Genomic DNA, 14,304 nt, shown 5'->3' with positions numbered 1-14,304 from the left:
TATGCCATTTATTACACAAGTTTATGCGCGCGAAGTTTTAGACTCACGTGGCAACCCAACAGTAGAGGTTGAAGTATTTACAGAATCAGGTGCATTTGGACGCGCAATCGTACCATCAGGTGCATCAACAGGTGAATACGAAGCGGTAGAATTACGCGATGGTGACAAATCACGTTACCTAGGCAAAGGTGTATTAAAAGCAGTTGAAAATGTAAACACAATTATTGCAGAAGAATTAGAAGGTAACTATTCAGTTCTTGACCAAGTTGTCATTGATAAAGCTTTAATCGAGCTAGATGGCACAGAAAATAAGGGCAAGCTAGGTGCCAACGCAATTCTTGGTGTGTCTATGGCAGTTGCACATGCTGCGGCAGATTATTTAGATGTACCTCTTTATCAATATCTTGGTGGGTTTAATTCTAAACAATTACCAGTACCTATGATGAACATTTTAAACGGTGGCGCTCACGCAGATAACAATGTAGACATCCAAGAATTCATGGTTATGCCTGTTGGAGCGGAATCTTTCCGCCATGCATTACGCATTGGTGCTGAAATTTTCCATAGCTTAAAAGCTGTTCTAAAAGCAAAAGGTTATAATACAGCAGTAGGGGATGAAGGTGGTTTTGCACCAAACCTTGGCTCTAACGAAGAAGCAATCACTGTCATCTTAGAAGCAATTGAAAAAGCTGGCTACAAAGCAGGCGAAGAAGTTAAACTTGCGATGGACGTAGCATCATCTGAGCTATTCAATAAAGAAGACGGTAAATACCACTTAGATGGTGAAGGCGTTGTGAAAACATCAGAAGAAATGGTTGATTGGTACGAGGAGTTAACAAACAAATACCCAATCATCTCAATTGAAGACGGCTTAGACGAAAATGACTGGGCTGGACACAAGCTATTAACAGATCGTATCGGTAGTCGTGTACAATTAGTAGGTGATGACCTATTTGTAACGAATACGAAAAAATTAGCAGCTGGTATTGAGCAAGGTGTAGGCAATGCCATCCTTATCAAAGTAAACCAAATCGGTACGCTAACAGAAACATTTGAAGCGATCGAAATGGCGAAACGTGCAGGCTACACAGCAGTTATCTCTCACCGTTCTGGTGAATCAGAAGACGCAACAATTGCTGATATCGCTGTTGCAACAAATGCTGGTCAAATTAAAACAGGTGCTCCATCACGTACAGACCGTGTAGCAAAATACAACCAACTTCTTCGCATTGAAGATCAACTTGGTTCAACAGCAGAGTATCTTGGTTTACAATCGTTCTACAACCTTAAATAATAGACAAAAAATACCTCAAAGTATGTTCATACTTTGAGGTATTTTATTATGTTTTAAAAAGAAGTATGTTTACCCCAAGCAGTCAAGTATAATAAAGAAAAATAGAGGGGGTAGGGTTATGGGGATTATACAATCATTAGAAGAGACTTTACCGATTTTTCATGAAATCTTTAACAAAGAAATTGCGATAACCATTACAAGTGCAGAAGAAAGGGAAACGCTTTTTGTTTTGGAGGGAACGAGGGTTCAAACGAACTTACAAATCGGTTCATTAGCGGAGGATTCACCGGATTTTCGTCGTGTTGCAAGAGGGGAAATATTAAAGCGTAGCATTCCGAAAGAGTATTTTGGGATTCCGATGAATAGTGAGCTTTATCCTGTGCGTGAACAGGGCAAAGTGGTAGCTGTATTAAGCTTACTGTTTCCATTAGATGCTCAAGAAAAAGTGGAGGGCTTTATGGACAGCCTACAAGCTGTTATTCAAGAGCTACAACTAAAAATACATACTATCGCCGCCCATTCCGAAGAATTGTCAGCAACGAGTGAAACCATTACAGAGAAATCTCGACATGCTCTCGAAAATTCTTCTCGTTCAAATGAGGTAACAGATTTTATTAAAACGATTTCCAGACAAACCAATTTACTAGGGTTAAATGCCTCTATTGAAGCGGCACGTGCTGGGCAGTACGGGGCAGGATTTAATATCGTAGCTCAGGAAGTACGAAAGCTTTCTAGTGAGACTGCAACTGCAACAGAACAAATTGAAAGCTCCCTGAAAACCATTACGAGTAATGTTCAATCTCTTATGGAAAGTATGGAGCAAATTGAAGCCGCTTCTAACGAACAAGCGGAACTTGTGCAACAATTTAGCGAGGCTATTGAAAAACTAAGTGATGTCAGTGACCAAATGGCACTCTACATCAAAGGGATATTGCGATAAGGAAAAGGACAGTCTATTATTTGTAGACTGTCCTTCTTGTTTATTTTGACTGTGCCCAATGGTGGTCCATTTCACGATCAAGATAGACCCAGCCCTTCCAGGCAATATGAATGGTATCCATTATAAAATAAGGATCATATTCATGGTCTGTAAAATCAACATAGCTAACATCTGCATCTTTTAGAACTTGAGCCATCTTATCGTAGTACTGGTGACGACGTTCCTCCGGATAGCCATTATAATCATACCAATAGCCATTGACCGGAATGGACACGAATAATGGCTTAGCACCTGCATCCTTTAAAACATCGATCACAAGCTGAAAATCCTCATACTCTGGAGATTTCGTATAATCCTCTTTCTTGCGCATTCCTTTAAACTTGGAGAAATTAGCATTCACAAGTCGCTGATAGGCACGATTCTCAATCATATAATCATTTGATACACGTTTTTTGCCATATGCTTCAGCAGCCTGCACTTGTTGGTCAAAGGTTTGGTTGGCAATAAGGGTATCATTACTTTTTAATTTATGACCTTTTCGTGGGAATAGCGAATAATATAAATCCTTCTTTTCTAGCAATTCCTTATGAAAACGCCCTGCTATCATGGCCATGCGACCAGTAATCGGATTTTTCTTACCGTTTGACATTTGATATTGATACATAGTCTTTAAAAGACGATCACGCTTAACAGTATCAAATTCTAATAGGCGCTCCATGGCACGTTTGCGAAGATTAGCATCCATTTCATCATTAAAAGCTAAATCATAGGCTTGCAGCATAGAGTAATTCGGTGAAAAATGAAATTCCCCCATACCTTTTGCTGTAAACCATTGTGGAGAGATAATAAAGACTACTTTTTTATCCTTTAAATTTTTCTCTTGTGCAGCAAAATTTAAAAAATGAGTAATGGACTGCATGCCCCCACGACCAACCATAAAGGTCGAATAAGGCGCCTCTGTTGCTCGTGCATAATTATATGGATGGAAGGGATCAAAACGATTTAATTCTGAGGAGCCATATAAAGGCATGGAATTAGGCTCCTGCAGCATGCGCTCCTGTAAATACGTACCTTGGAATACAAGCGGAGACATATTTGTTTTGGCCTGCTCTACATCCTCATCCGATATCCATGCCTTGATCCACGCATTGGGAAAGAAGATAAAGCCAGTAAATAGAGCGAAGGCAATACATAAAGATAAAAAGCCTTTCTTGATCATTGTCTTTCAGCTAATTTCCCTGCAATGCGATTAGGCGTGTTCCATTCTTCACGATTAAAATCAGTAATTGGCACAGAAATATTAAATCGATTTTCAATTTCTACTAATAGATTAATCGTTCCGAAAGAGTCTAGTAGCCCTTCTTCGAATAAATCAATATCTGGGTTCTCTACAATAATTTCATCTTCACATAACTCGACTAGCATTTCTAAAACTTGTTGTTGATCCATTAATAATTCTCCTTTATTGAACAGGCTTTTTTAGCCCTTGGTTAAAATAATTTGCCAGAAAAAATATAGAAGCCAAAGCACACGGCATTAAAAGTGATGAATACGCCAATGGCATGTGTCCACTTATTTTTAGGCCAACGCTTATGCTTTTTATTCCAGCGTTCAAACTTATCAAAGCTTACTATTAATAGGGCATGATAGAGTCCGTAGACTACAAAGTGCCATTCTAGGCCATGCCAAATGCCCATTAAAAAGAATAGTAAAAAGAAACCAATATAGGAAATGGCGAATTTATTTTTCAGCCATTTTTTCTTCGTCATCCAAAGCACGAATCGCATATAGACATAATCTCTAAACCAGAAGGAAAGACTCATATGCCAACGATTCCAAAAGTCTTTAATATTGCGGCTGGCGAATGGTCGGTTAAAGTTAATGGGTGTTTGAATCCCCATTATTCTGCTAACACCAACAGCAAATGCACTATAGCCAGCAAAATCAAAGAATAAATAAAAGCTATACATATACATATACGCTAATTGTCCCTGGAAGGGCGTTAAATAGTTATACGTATGATTTGGCAAGTAGATAAGGGTGTAGTTGTAAATTAAGTAGGCCAAAATAAATTTATATAAAAAGCCTACAAAGATATAGTTAATCCCACTTAATAACAGCTTTTGATAGTCTTCCGCGGATGGTACCGAATGATAATCCTTTGTAAAGCGTCGCCAACGATCAATAGGACCTGAAGATACTGTAGGAAAGAACAGTAAAAAATAGGCAAGCTCTACAACAGAAATGTTCTCTTTCATTAAGCCGTCTCGGGTTTCTAAAATCATTTGCACTGCTTTGAAGGTAATGTAAGACACACCAAGGAAGCCAAATAAATGGTGTAACCCTAGAATAGGCAGTACCTTCACAAGTACAAGTGGTAAAATCGACAATACCACAGCGATAACAAAGACCGTACCACTATTTTGCTGGAGTCGATAGCGTTGGTAGCCAACAATAAGGACTACTTGAAAAACTGTAAACAATACGAGAGAAATGCTACCGTTTAATGAGCTACCAAAAATAAGGGCTAAGACAATCAACGAGACAAATAGATTATAGTGTTTCGATGATTTGCCACGTAAGCCGAGTATGATGGTTGGTAGTAATAATAGTCCGATAATCAGAAAGAATGCTATATTTCCATAAGGCGTCATACTGTTTCCATAACCGCCAATCCTTTACGATCCACCTTACCATTTGCGTTAAGCGGTAAAGCGTCCATATATTTAAACGTTTTCGGAATCATATAGGCAGGTAAGTACTCCGATAAAAGTGCTTTCAACTGTTTTGTCATTTTGAAGGCAGAGTCCTTTAATGGCTCACGCAAAACAAGATGGGCATTTAGAGCAGTAATTTCCTTCTCTTTATAAACAGGTACAACCACGCAGCTTGAAACCGGTGGAAGGTTACTTATCTGCTTTTCGATTTCCTCGATTTCTAAACGATAGCCATGTAGCTTCACTTGGAAATCCTTGCGACCAGAAAAGAATACATATCCATCTCGCTCATAGCCAACATCTCCAGTACGATAGATGCGATTGCCAGCTACTGTCGGAAAGGCTTTTGCTGTTAATTCCGGTGCCCCCAAATACCCTGCACTAACTGTCGGACCTGAAATAGCAATTTCTCCATCCTCTAATAAAGAAATGTTTGTCTCCGTTAGTGGAGCAATAGGCAATTGCTCAAAGTGAGCTATCAATTCTTCCGTTACCTTTACATAGGAAACCGCAACAGTCGTTTCCGTTGGACCATATAAATTATAAATAGTTGCCTGTGGAAAAAGCTCCATTAACTCCTTACTAACTGCGATGGGCAGGACCTCGCCACAGAATAAAAATGTATCTAATGCTGGCATGAGCTGCTGATTCCACTCTTTGTTCATTAAGCACATTTTGACAAAGGATGGTGTCGACGTCCAAACACGAGTATTGGACGAAGCTAATGAATCAAATAACGCTCTCGGGTTCGCAATTTCTTGTTGTGTAATGGCATATAGCGTATGTCCTCCAACAAGTGCTGGATAAAGGTCCATGACAGATAAGTCAAAGGAAAAAGGCGCCTGATTTAAAAATACTCCGTCTTGCTGTAAAGGGAAGTGTTCCTGCATCCAAGAAACGAAATGTGCTAAATTAGTAGCGGTTATTTGAACGCCCTTTGGCTGACCAGTTGATCCAGAAGTGTAAATAATATAATAGATTTCCTCGTTCTTCACCCATGCTGTGGAGGGTAAAGATACTTCAGAGGAGGAGTTCTCTAAGATATCACTCACCGCTGCAACGGGAATGTTCGTCAGCATGTGTAATGGCTCTGTTGTGCATAGTAATCCTGCTCCAGAGGCTTCTAAAATAAGTTGTATTCTTTCAGAAGGGGTTGACGAATCAACGGGTACGTAAGGGTGTCCAGCCTTGACAGCACCTAGAAAGGCAACAATTTGTAGCGGGGACATATGTCCATAAACGACAATCGGCTGCTGCCTCTGTAAATGAAGCTTCGAGATATAATCGGCCATACAATCCGATAAGTGCCAAAGCTCACCATATGTTAAGGAGGCACTGTGCGTTTGATAAGCAGTTTTTTGTGGCTGCTGGATGGCCACACGTTCAATAGCTGCTAAAATACTTAACATGATTAAAACTCCTTTTATTAAAATTCCGTATATATAAATGGTCCAGCGTTCATATCATGGAAGCCATGTATAAGAAACAGCAGTACCAAAACGATCAAATAAAATAGCGTCATGCCAATAAAGCGCAGATGTTCGTTATTTTTGATGGATTGCATTTGTCCACCTCCAATGAAAAAAAGTATAGGATTAAACTTTCAAAAAATAGTAATTTATTAGTTAAAAATCCTTACCTTATGTTTTTAACACTGATTTGACGGAATGTGGAGAAAAATGTTGCTGAATTAAGGTGAATTCAGTAAATCATAAGATAAAATTAAGGTAAATTTAAGGTTCCGGGGGAAGGTATTTAGTTTGGACAATTATGGGTGGTTGTTTTTATGTAAAAGAAGCGCGAACATAAGGGAATAATCTCAACTTATGTTCGCGCCTTTGTTTTTATTTCACTGCATTGATCAGTTTTTTAGATACATAGAATTCAGAGCCATTATAGACGTTAATTGTATCAAATGTATGTGTTTTTGCAGTATTTGTGGATGTTTCCTCATAAATCATTGTGTTTTTATTGACTGGAATTTTCACAGTTACATCTGCTTTTTGAGCAATAAATATTGGGTTTTCTTTATCCGATAAATCGATTTTTGTCGTATAGCCTTTATCCGTAAATGCTTTTGTTGCAGGGACATATAAATCATTTGTTAGTGTATTTAAGTCAAAGCCCATAAATTGTGCCATCGTATGAGCTAGATCCGTATTTTCAACTAGCCCTGTCAATTTAGAAGGTCCGAATGAATATAAAAACACATCTTCCCCTGTATGACCACCTGTTGTATAGCCAATGTTCGCGCGATTTGCTAACATCTTAACCAACTCACTGCCTAAGTCTTTTGCAGATTTTAATGTCGTTAGTTCATCCTCTGTTAACTGATCTAATCCATAAAGGGCAGCCACCTCTACTAAATTAGAGCGATCTTCTTTTAATTGGCTTAGTGCACCTTCAACAGTCATCGAAGCTTTTTTCAATGGATCAATATAAGCAGAGACAGGAATGCTTGAATAGGTGCTCGTTGTGTTGGCGTTCCCCATCGTAATTCCGCTATTTCCATGGTCTGTTACAGCAATTACTAATGTGTTGCCATCTTCCTTTGCAAAATCAACTGCTTCTTTTACTGCATCATCAAACGATAAGATATCGCTAATAATACCAATTGTATCGTTGGCATGTGCCGCCCAGTCAACCTTACTCCCTTCAACAAAAAGGAAGAAGCCGTCCTCATCCTTTTTTAGCGTATTAATCGCTTTATTAGTCATTTCAGCCAGTGTAGGCTCAGATGCTCTCGTTTTAGCACGATCTAAATCATAGGCGAGTGCGCTTGGTGCAAAGCTTCCCCAAATTTTAGAGGACTGACTATTCACTAGCTCATCACGAGTTTGAACGAGATCGTAATTTTTGTCTTTCAGTACATTTAGTAAATCCTCGCCATCCTTACGGGCATTTTTAGATGTGCCAGGTGACAACGATTCTAGCCCTCCACCTAAAACAACATCAATATTTTGATAGACTTGCTGTTCAGCAATATCCCCATATTGACTTCTATTATTAACATGTGCTGAAAAACCAGCTGGAGTAGCATGTTGAATTTCAGATGTAGAAATTAATCCGGTAGCCTTTCCTTGTTGTTTAGCTCCTTCGAGCACATTCGCTACAGGTTTGAAAGCATCCTCTTGAGTAATTTGTGCTAATCCAGGTGAATTAACCACCGATGGAAGCACACCTATATATTTATCGTTCGATTTATGGCCAGTTGCTAAAGCAGTAGCAGCGGGCGCAGAATCGGTAATGGCTGATTCTGCAGAATACGTGCGCATAGCACCTGATAAAATTTCATCCATTGCTAAGCTTTCACCTTTATACCAGCGAGAAAGGGTTACAGCATTATTACTGCTTCCGTCCATCACAAGCATAATGACATTTGTCGGTTTCTTTACATCAGCTGCTTGTACCTCTTGCTGTGGAATACTCACTGCGGATAAAGTTACTGCACTTGCTAGAAACAATGAAGTCCATTTTTTAGCGTATTTCATGATTTTCCTCCTTTTGGTGAATTCAATTGTAAGTGTAAAGGAAGGGTGTAAAGCTAGCGTTAAAAATTTGTTAATAAAATATAGTAATACTGTAAATGGTGGCATAGGAAGAAAGAAAAAAATCTGTGTGAACATCACACAGATTTTATTGAAGTATTTGTTGATGCTGTGAGCCGTCGATCGTTTCGTAATATAAAATACCATCTTGGATCGTTAAATTAAGGACTTCATCTTCCACTAGTATTTCTTCAGAGCCGTCCTCGACTTTAATTTTTGTTAAATAACCAGCGTTGTCATAATCACTGCAATAGATGGAGTCATGATAAGTCGCTAAATAATAACAAGCTGTTTCAGTTATCTTTTTATGTTCATTGGTCGCTAAATTATAGGAATAAACCATATTATCTTTCATGCTATTATAATAAATCACATCAGCAACTGTATTGGCATACCACATATCATGCATAAAATCATAATCATTACTAGTAGCAGCAAAATAGTTTTCAGCAACCCATAAATGATCCTGGCTAAGCTTTTGATCATTGACTAAAAAATACTCGTAAGAAATCGCATAGGGTTCATCAGAGTCAACATCGTTCCAAGTTGTATCAAGATGATACCACTGGTCTTCGACACTAACTAAATTCCACGCATGTAGTTGATCCTCGCTATAGCCGTATACATATTTTGCATCAAGACCTGATGCTACTAATAAACGGTAAGCAAGTAAGGCATAGGCCTGGCATACCGCAGTTTTTTCACTAATCAATTCAAAAACCGTCTGTCCTTCCGTCGAGCCTTCTTCTGTATACGTGGCTAGTTGCACCACGTAATCATTAATGATTTTAGCTCGTTCGAAATCTGTCATTCCCTTCGTAATATGCTTGTCAGCAAAGGCTTCTACAAAGTGATCAACCTTTTGCTCCTTCCTGACATCTGTTAAATAATCAATCGATAATTCAACTAAATAGCCATCATCGATTTCCCAAGCCGTCCATTCATAGTCAAGAAAATAACCGGCTGTATAGGGGTCCACAAAGGTAAGCAAGCTATTTAAATCATTTAGTTGAACCTCAAAATCCTCAAAATCTAGCTTTCCTGTATAAGGGACTTGAAAGCGCTGTTCAAATGTTGCCACTTGCTTCTCGACTCTTTTGGTAAATTGTAATAATGCGGGATCATCTTTAAATAAAGATGTTGAGAATAAGTCTGTAGGCGAAAAAGAGGGGGATAATGCTTTACTCTCTGGCTGCTTCACATCATTTTTTGTTTCTTCTGCTAACGTCGTAGTTGTGTCATCCTCTTCTTCAAGCAGCAGGTCTATAGCTTTTGAGCATGCTGTAAGAAAGGGAATCATACAGCATAATAAAAGAAGAGTTATTATTTTTTTATTCAAGTTCTTTCCTCCGAGAAAATTTCATTTCTTCCATTATAATCTAATTAGAGGGTTGGCGATATCCACTAATAGTAGCAAAAGTCGACAAGTAGAGGGGCATGAAGCGGAAAAAAACTGTTAAACGTAAAGCTAAGTTTGTCATGGCAACCTTTTTTTGTTATAATATAGTCTGTTGTGATGTTTCAAAGTTCGGGAGGTGCAGTGAATGCATACAGTAGTATTAGTTTCATTAGTTATCGTATCATTAGCGTTAATCGTTGTGGTATTACTTCAATCTAGTAAAAGTGCAGGCTTATCAGGTGCCATCTCGGGTGGAGCTGAGCAACTATTTGGAAAGCAAAAAGCACGTGGTATGGATTTAATCCTTCACCGTGCAACAATTGTGTTAGCTATACTATTCTTTATTCTAGCAATCGCTATTACAAAAATCTAATAGTTGAAGATATATCGCCTAACCTAATTGGTTGGGCGTTTTCTTTTATCATAACTTAATGGAAGAATCTCTCTGTAACCTACTAACCAAATTATCAATCGCTTAGCATTATGGAGATGACTATAATGGGTATAGTAGAAATGAGTGTTTAGATGAAGGAGTGCTTACAATGAACAAATCATTATCACAGCCATTTTTCTTTCAAGCAGGACCACGTGCCGTTTTACTATTACATGGCTTTACAGGCAGCTCTGCAGACGTGCGTATGCTTGGTAGATTTTTAGAGAAAAAAGGGTATACTACTTTAGCACCTCACTATAAAGGCCACGGTGTGGAGCCGGAGGAACTGATCACAACAGGTCCAGCAGACTGGTGGCAGGATGTCGTAGCCGCCTACAAACAGTTACAGGATGCTGGCTATCAGGAAATTGCTGTTGCAGGTCTCTCATTAGGTGGTGTTATGGCATTAAACGTTGCATTAAATAATCCTGTAAAAGGAATTGTCACAATGTGTGCACCCATGACAATGCGTACAACAGACGTTATGTTTGAGGGTGTTTTGAAATACGCTAGAGAATATAAGAAATTCCAAGGGAAACAGGATGACCAAATTGAAGCAGAAGTTTCGCTCATTGCTGAAAAGGGCATGCCGTCACTACAGGAGCTACGTGAATTTATTGCACGTACGCGACAAGAAATAGACATGATTTATGCGCCAATTTTTGTCGTTCAAGCTACAAATGATGAGGTAATAGAGACAGAATCTGCCAACATTATATATAATCAAACTGAGTCACTTGAAAAGCACATCAAGTGGTATGAAAACTCAAAACATGTTATTACACTAGATCAAGAAAAAGATCAATTACATGAAGACATTTATCGCTTTTTAGAAAGCCTAAATTGGGCACAATAAATTATAAATAGGATTTTCTCATGAAGGAGGGAATATGTATGAAAGACCAAAAAGATACACTACAAAGTCGTTTACTCGATTTCTTCGGTCAAGATGATTATAAACCATTAACTGTTGGTGAAATCGAGGAAGAATTCGGCTTTGAGGATGCGGAGGAATTTAAGGAGCTTGTAAAAACATTAGTCCGCATGGAAGGACAAGGCTTAGTTGTTCGTTCACGCTCCAATCGTTATGGCCTACCAGAGCGTATGAATTTACTAAGAGGTAAATTTATTGGGCATGCGAAGGGCTTCGGCTTTGTAACGCCTGATATTGAGGGCATGGACGATGTGTTCATTCCACCACATGAAATTAATGGTGCCATTAATGGAGACATCGTTTTAATTCGTGTTTTAAAGGAATCATTCGGAGATCGTCGCGAAGGTACTGTAACAAAGGTCGTTGAACGTGGTCAAACAAGCTTTGTTGGGACATTCCAAGCAAATCGAGGCTTCGGCTTTGTTGTCCTAGACGATAAAAAGCTACCAATGGATATCTTTATTGCTAAAGGGGATACATTAGGAGCTGTCGATGGACATAAGGTTGTTGTTGAGGTTGCGACATGGCCTGAGGATTTAAAATCCGCAACCGGCTATATTACAAAAATTTTAGGCCATAAAAATGATCCAGGTGTGGATATTTTATCGATATTATATAAGCATGACATTCCACCTGAATTCCCAGATGAAGTCATCACTGCAGCACAACGTGTACCAGATGAAATTACAGAGGCTGATTTAGAAGGTCGCCGTGATTTACGACATGAAACAATTGTGACGATTGATGGTGCAGATGCAAAGGACTTGGATGATGCGGTTACCGTAACGAAAAATGTCGATGGTACTTACAAGCTTGGCGTACATATTGCAGACGTAAGTTATTATGTAACGCAAGGCTCGGTTATTGACCTTGAAGCTTACGACCGTGCGACAAGTGTTTATTTAACAGACCGTGTTATACCGATGATTCCACATCGATTATCGAATGGTATTTGTTCTTTAAATCCACAGGTTGACCGTTTAACGCTATCCTGTGAAATGATCATTGATGCGAATGGTAATGTGATTTCACATGAAATTTTCCAAAGTGTGATTAAAACGACGGAACGTATGACGTATAGGGACGTTTACAAGATTTTAGAGGAGCAGGATGAGGCGCTAATTAAACGCTATGAGCCACTTGTTCCAATGTTTAAAAACATGGCAGAGCTCTCCAATATTTTACGTCGTAAACGTGAAATGCGAGGAGCTATAGACTTCGACTTTAAAGAATCTAAAGTTATTGTAAATGAAGAAGGATGGCCTGTAGATATTGAATTACGTGAACGTACAGTAGCCGAGAAATTAATTGAAGATTTCATGCTAGCTGCCAATGAAACCGTAGCAGAGCACTTCCACTGGATGAATGTACCGTTCCTATACCGTATTCACGAAGATCCAAAGCCTGAAAAGCTTCAACGCTTCTTTGAATTTGTCACGAATTTCGGTATTTTAATTAAAGGTACGGGTAATACCGTCCATCCAAAAGCGTTACAGGATGTATTGAAAGCAATTGAAGGGATGCCTGAGGAGCCTGTTATTTCAACGATGCTATTACGCTCGATGCAGCAGGCAAAATATTATCCAGAAAGCCTTGGTCACTTTGGTTTATCAACGGATTTCTATACACACTTCACATCACCAATTCGCCGTTATCCTGACTTAATCGTACACCGTTTAATTCGTACGTATATAATTAATAAGGATACATCTAGAGAAACGATTGCCCAGTGGAGTATGGCAATGGATGAAATTGCTGATCACACATCTGAACGCGAACGCCGTGCTGTTGATGCAGAACGTGATACAGACGCTCTGAAAAAAGCACAATATATGTCCGACAAAATTGGCGAAGAATTCGAAGGAATTGTTTCATCGATTACAAACTTCGGTATTTTTGTGGAGCTACCAAACACGATTGAAGGACTTGTCCATATTAGCAATATGACAGATGATTACTACCGCTTCGATGATCGTCAAATGATTATGATCGGTGAACGAACGAATCGCCAATTCCGTATTGGTGATGAGGTGACCGTTCGTGTGGCTAATGTCATTATTGAGGAGTCATCGATTGACTTTGAAATCGTTGGAATGGTAACTTCATATGGACGAACACGCAAAGCAGCACCTACTGTAATCCATGCACGAAAAAATTACAGTGATAACAAAGGTGGCAGCAGTCGCAGAAGTACACGCAGTGATGAGGAACGAGGCAGTCGTGGTGGTAGTCGAAGAGGCCGACGCCAAGAGGAAGAAAGAGGAAGTCGAAGCAGCAAACAAGGTGAACGCCGTGAAAGCGACCGTGATCCACGTGGACGCCGCAAAGATGACTCAAGCCCTGGACCTAAAAAACGCGTGAAACAAAAGCAAAAGTTCTATGAAGGCATTGCTAAAAAAGGCAAAAAGAAAAAATCAAAACGTAAATAAGCATGAGCGAAAGTATCCTTGTTGAGGATGCTTTCGCTCAAGCTCAACCTTTTAAGTAGAGGGTGAAAATATGGCAAAAGGTACTGGTAAAGTATTAGCACAAAACAAAAAAGCAGGCCATGACTACTTCATCGAAGAGACAATTGAAGCAGGCATGGTACTAACAGGCACAGAAATTAAATCTATCCGTGCAGGCAAAGTCCAACTTAAAGACTCCTTTGTTCGTGTCCGTAATGGCGAAGCATGGATCAATAATATGCACGTGAGCGCATTCGAACAAGGCAACCGCTTTAACCACGATCCACTACGTACCCGTAAGCTGTTGCTCCACAAAAAGCAAATCGGCGAGCTAGTCGGTGCTGTAAAACGTGACGGCTACACAATCGTCCCACTAAAAATGTACATCAAGGACGGCTACGCCAAGCTCCTCATCGGCGTCGGCAAAGGGAAAAAAGACTACGACAAGCGTAACGACATGCGCAAAAAAGAAGCAAAACGCGAAATGGAACGTGTCTTTAAGGAACGTCAGCGTTAACAAAGCAGATGAGAAAGCAGGCAAGTGCCGAACTTTCTCATCTGCTTTTTACATTGAAGCAAAACCTTTTTAGAA

General features: G+C 39.4%; 13 protein-coding genes. 6 read left to right on the top strand and 7 right to left on the bottom strand.

Annotation, left to right across the window (positions count from 1 at the left end):
• Position 1 precedes the first annotated feature (1 nt).
• Both eno and MKY49_RS18325 read left to right on the top strand, forming a co-directional pair.
• Positions 2 to 1,294, top strand: coding sequence for a phosphopyruvate hydratase (gene eno / locus MKY49_RS18330; protein ID WP_274794368.1), 1,293 nt, complete (start codon positions 2 to 4; stop codon positions 1,292 to 1,294).
• Positions 1,295 to 1,412: 118 nt separating this feature from the next.
• Positions 1,413 to 2,234 (top strand): methyl-accepting chemotaxis protein, encoded by an 822-nt coding sequence (locus tag MKY49_RS18325; RefSeq protein ID WP_341386816.1) that lies wholly within the window; start codon positions 1,413 to 1,415, stop codon positions 2,232 to 2,234.
• A gap of 40 nt (positions 2,235 to 2,274) precedes the next feature.
• On the opposite strand, the gene dltD is transcribed toward MKY49_RS18325, so the two are convergent.
• The 7 genes from dltD to MKY49_RS18290 form a co-directional block, all read right to left on the bottom strand.
• Positions 2,275 to 3,453 (bottom strand): D-alanyl-lipoteichoic acid biosynthesis protein DltD, encoded by a 1,179-nt coding sequence (dltD, locus tag MKY49_RS18320; protein WP_341386815.1) that lies wholly within the window; start codon positions 3,451 to 3,453, stop codon positions 2,275 to 2,277.
• Positions 3,450 to 3,683, bottom strand: coding sequence for a D-alanine--poly(phosphoribitol) ligase subunit 2 (dltC, locus tag MKY49_RS18315; protein ID WP_016994756.1), 234 nt, complete (start codon positions 3,681 to 3,683; stop codon positions 3,450 to 3,452). The genes dltD and dltC overlap by 4 nt, the downstream gene beginning before the upstream one ends.
• Before the next feature lie 41 nt (positions 3,684 to 3,724).
• The gene (gene dltB, locus MKY49_RS18310; protein WP_341386814.1) at positions 3,725 to 4,888 is read right to left on the bottom strand and encodes a D-alanyl-lipoteichoic acid biosynthesis protein DltB; all 1,164 of its coding nucleotides are present in this window, start codon (positions 4,886 to 4,888) and stop codon (positions 3,725 to 3,727) included.
• The gene (gene dltA, locus MKY49_RS18305; RefSeq protein ID WP_341386813.1) at positions 4,885 to 6,360 is read right to left on the bottom strand and encodes a D-alanine--poly(phosphoribitol) ligase subunit DltA; all 1,476 of its coding nucleotides are present in this window, start codon (positions 6,358 to 6,360) and stop codon (positions 4,885 to 4,887) included. Before dltA ends, dltB begins: the two co-directional genes overlap by 4 nt.
• Positions 6,361 to 6,377: 17 nt before the next feature.
• Positions 6,378 to 6,515, bottom strand: a complete 138-nt coding sequence (locus MKY49_RS18300; RefSeq protein ID WP_274794363.1) for a teichoic acid D-Ala incorporation-associated protein DltX — start codon at positions 6,513 to 6,515, stop codon at positions 6,378 to 6,380.
• 280 nt (positions 6,516 to 6,795) lie between these two features.
• Complete coding sequence (locus tag MKY49_RS18295; protein WP_341386812.1) at positions 6,796 to 8,442, bottom strand: alkaline phosphatase; 1,647 nt, start codon at positions 8,440 to 8,442, stop codon at positions 6,796 to 6,798.
• 145 nt (positions 8,443 to 8,587) lie between these two features.
• Positions 8,588 to 9,838 carry a DUF5050 domain-containing protein gene (locus tag MKY49_RS18290; protein WP_341386811.1) on the bottom strand — a complete coding sequence of 417 codons (1,251 nt, stop codon included), beginning with the start codon at positions 9,836 to 9,838 and terminating at the stop codon, positions 8,588 to 8,590.
• A 205-nt stretch (positions 9,839 to 10,043) separates the two neighbouring features.
• Here MKY49_RS18290 and secG point away from each other — a divergent pair, with 205 nt between their 5' ends.
• The 4 genes from secG (at position 10,044) to smpB (ending at position 14,229) form a co-directional block, all read left to right on the top strand.
• On the top strand, positions 10,044 to 10,271 hold the full coding sequence (secG, locus tag MKY49_RS18285) for a preprotein translocase subunit SecG (protein ID WP_008173196.1): 228 nt from the start codon (positions 10,044 to 10,046) through the stop codon (positions 10,269 to 10,271).
• A 169-nt stretch (positions 10,272 to 10,440) separates the two neighbouring features.
• Positions 10,441 to 11,187: an alpha/beta hydrolase gene (locus MKY49_RS18280; protein WP_313471208.1), complete on the top strand. Its 747-nt coding sequence runs from the start codon at positions 10,441 to 10,443 to the stop codon at positions 11,185 to 11,187.
• Positions 11,188 to 11,225: 38 nt separating this feature from the next.
• The gene (gene rnr, locus MKY49_RS18275; RefSeq protein WP_274794359.1) at positions 11,226 to 13,694 is read left to right on the top strand and encodes a ribonuclease R; all 2,469 of its coding nucleotides are present in this window, start codon (positions 11,226 to 11,228) and stop codon (positions 13,692 to 13,694) included.
• Positions 13,695 to 13,764: 70 nt separating this feature from the next.
• A complete protein-coding gene (gene smpB, locus MKY49_RS18270; protein WP_274794358.1) occupies positions 13,765 to 14,229 on the top strand; it encodes an SsrA-binding protein SmpB in 465 nt (154 codons plus the stop codon).
• Positions 14,230 to 14,304: the final 75 nt, after the last annotated feature.

Source organism: Lysinibacillus sp. FSL M8-0134 (genome assembly GCF_038069745.1).
GTDB lineage: Bacteria > Bacillota > Bacilli > Bacillales_A > Planococcaceae > Lysinibacillus > Lysinibacillus irui.
The sequence above is the reverse complement of the archived record's forward strand: the minus strand, read 5'-3'. Positions and strand labels throughout refer to the sequence as shown.

What these genes read in the sequence shown, in the direction of transcription:
- smpB (WP_274794358.1), top strand. Translation starts at nt 13,765, where the DNA reads ATGGCAAAAGGTACTGGTAAAGTATTAGCACAAAACAAAAAAGCAGGC.
- MKY49_RS18295 (WP_341386812.1), bottom strand. Translation starts at nt 8,442, where the DNA reads ATGAAATACGCTAAAAAATGGACTTCATTGTTTCTAGCAAGTGCAGTA.
- MKY49_RS18325 (WP_341386816.1), top strand. Translation starts at nt 1,413, where the DNA reads ATGGGGATTATACAATCATTAGAAGAGACTTTACCGATTTTTCATGAA.
- dltC (WP_016994756.1), bottom strand. Translation starts at nt 3,683, where the DNA reads ATGGATCAACAACAAGTTTTAGAAATGCTAGTCGAGTTATGTGAAGAT.
- dltB (WP_341386814.1), bottom strand. Translation starts at nt 4,888, where the DNA reads ATGACGCCTTATGGAAATATAGCATTCTTTCTGATTATCGGACTATTA.
- dltD (WP_341386815.1), bottom strand. Translation starts at nt 3,453, where the DNA reads ATGATCAAGAAAGGCTTTTTATCTTTATGTATTGCCTTCGCTCTATTT.
- eno (WP_274794368.1), top strand. Translation starts at nt 2, where the DNA reads ATGCCATTTATTACACAAGTTTATGCGCGCGAAGTTTTAGACTCACGT.
- secG (WP_008173196.1), top strand. Translation starts at nt 10,044, where the DNA reads ATGCATACAGTAGTATTAGTTTCATTAGTTATCGTATCATTAGCGTTA.
- MKY49_RS18300 (WP_274794363.1), bottom strand. Translation starts at nt 6,515, where the DNA reads ATGCAATCCATCAAAAATAACGAACATCTGCGCTTTATTGGCATGACG.
- rnr (WP_274794359.1), top strand. Translation starts at nt 11,226, where the DNA reads ATGAAAGACCAAAAAGATACACTACAAAGTCGTTTACTCGATTTCTTC.
- dltA (WP_341386813.1), bottom strand. Translation starts at nt 6,360, where the DNA reads ATGTTAAGTATTTTAGCAGCTATTGAACGTGTGGCCATCCAGCAGCCA.
- MKY49_RS18280 (WP_313471208.1), top strand. Translation starts at nt 10,441, where the DNA reads ATGAACAAATCATTATCACAGCCATTTTTCTTTCAAGCAGGACCACGT.